General features: G+C 75.8%; 1 protein-coding gene. It reads right to left on the bottom strand.

Going from position 1 to position 1,828, the window contains the following annotated elements; genetic code table 11:
- On the bottom strand, positions 1 to 1,828 hold a 1,828-nt coding region (locus tag ACIQOV_RS39910), incomplete at both ends, for an ATP-binding protein (protein ID WP_401055844.1).

Raw genomic sequence — 1,828 nt, 5'->3', positions numbered from 1 at the left:
GCCGCCACCGGCGAGCACGGACGCTGCGTGCTGCTGAGCGAGTTCGGGGCGCTGGCCATGCGCGACCCGGACATGCAGGAGCCCCAGGCCTCCGAGAACAGCTTCCCGTCCCACGGCGCGATCCCCGGGAACGCCATCCGGCAGCCGACCGCGCCGAACAGCGGAGCCCGCAGCGCCTCCGGCAGGTCCACCAGCGTCCGCAGCAACAGCACCGCGCCCGCGTTCGCCCCGCGCATCCGCTGCAGGCCGCGCACCGCGGTGGCGTCCAGCGCCGCCGAGGCGTCGTCCACCACCAGGCCCGCGAACAGCGAGCGGTCCTCGCGGGCCCCGGCCGCCTGCACGAACTGCCCCACCACCAGCCGGGACAGCATCCGCGCCGCCTCCGGGTGACTCCGCTCGGGCAGTTTCACCCGCACCCGCAGCGGATGGTCCAGCACCCGCATCGCGAACGGGGGCCGACCGGTCCCATCGGTCGCGAAGGCCCCCTCGAAGGCTGGCCGCTCCAACAGCGCCAGCCGGTCCGCCAGCAGCGCCCCGGGGTCGTCCGCCCGGTCGCGCTGCCGCTCCCGGTGCTCCAGGTCCCGCTCGTGGACGGCCAGCCGGCCGGCCACCCCGAGCGCCTTCACCAGGGGCGCCAGCACATCCGGCTCACCCGCCAGCAGCGCCCGCAGCTCCCGCACCCCCGGGTAACGGCCGTACGCCGCGTGGAACGGGCCCACCACCTGCTGCAACGCGGTCCGGGCGTGCTCCGCGCGGGCAGTCAGCTCGTCCGGCAGCAACGCCTCGGCCAGCCGGGCGGCCGCCTCGTCGGGGTCCCGTGCGGCGCCGTAGAGGTCCAGCCCGTACAGCGAGGACGGATCGCCGGGCGCGATCACCACGTCGTACCAGGAGTCCGGGCCGAGATCGGCGTCCGCCGCCCCGACCACCACCGCACAGGCCGTACCCGACAACGCCTGCAGGCACAACGCCTCCGCCACCGGCCGGGCCAGCCGCGCCGTCTTCCCCGTACCGGCCGGGCCCACCGCCAGCAGCGACGTGCCCAGCACCGACGGGTCCAGCGCGAAACCGGCCGCCCGGTGGCCCAACGGGTTCTTCGGGACGTCCTGCGCGGTGCCCAGCCGGACCTGGCCGAGCAGCAGATCATGCCGCTCGGCACGGCCGGGCAGCTCGCGCGACTCGGAAGGATGGGCGAAGGCCGCCGCACCGCGCGAGGCCACCTGCTCGGCGAAGGCGGGCACGAACACCGGGTCCGCCTGGGCGGACTCCCAGGCGCGCCGGATCCGCACGTAGTCGACGTCCCCCACGGCCTCACCGTCCAGCCGGGCCGCCGCCCCGACCGCACCGCCCCGGCGCAGCCGGTCCCACGGATCCTGCCCCCGCACGCCCTCGGCCGCCCCCGGGGCGTCCTCCTCGACGAGCTGCTCCTGCGTCACCGTGCGCGACAACAGCGGAGTGACGTAACGGCGCCACACCTCAGGCCAGCGGCCCATCCGGCCGAAGACCTTGATGACGGCCGCAGCCACCAACACGTTCACCGACAGCCCGACAGCAGTCACGAGGGTCTCGCTGGGGTGTTCGACCCAGACGGTAATCACGATCAGGTGGAGCACGAGCTGAGTGCCGTAGACGAAGGCCGGCCACGCCACCGCCGCGTTCAGCCCCGCCCGCAGCAGCAGCGGCCAGGTGGCGACCTTGGCCGCCTCGGCCCGCTCCGGGTCGAGGCGGCGGTAGCCGAGCCGGTAGACGCCCGGTTCGGCGTCGGGGCGCGGGGCGCAGGCCCAGGCGGCGAGGTCGAAGGGGGACGTGCCCCCGCCGGGGCGTTGGTGGG

Origin of the sequence: Kitasatospora sp. NPDC091257, assembly GCF_044757675.1 — a bacterium.
Classification (GTDB): Bacteria; Actinomycetota; Actinomycetes; order Streptomycetales; family Streptomycetaceae; genus Kitasatospora; species Kitasatospora lactacystinica.
Note: the sequence above shows the minus strand (reverse complement) of the source record. Positions and strands in the feature narration are given on the sequence as shown.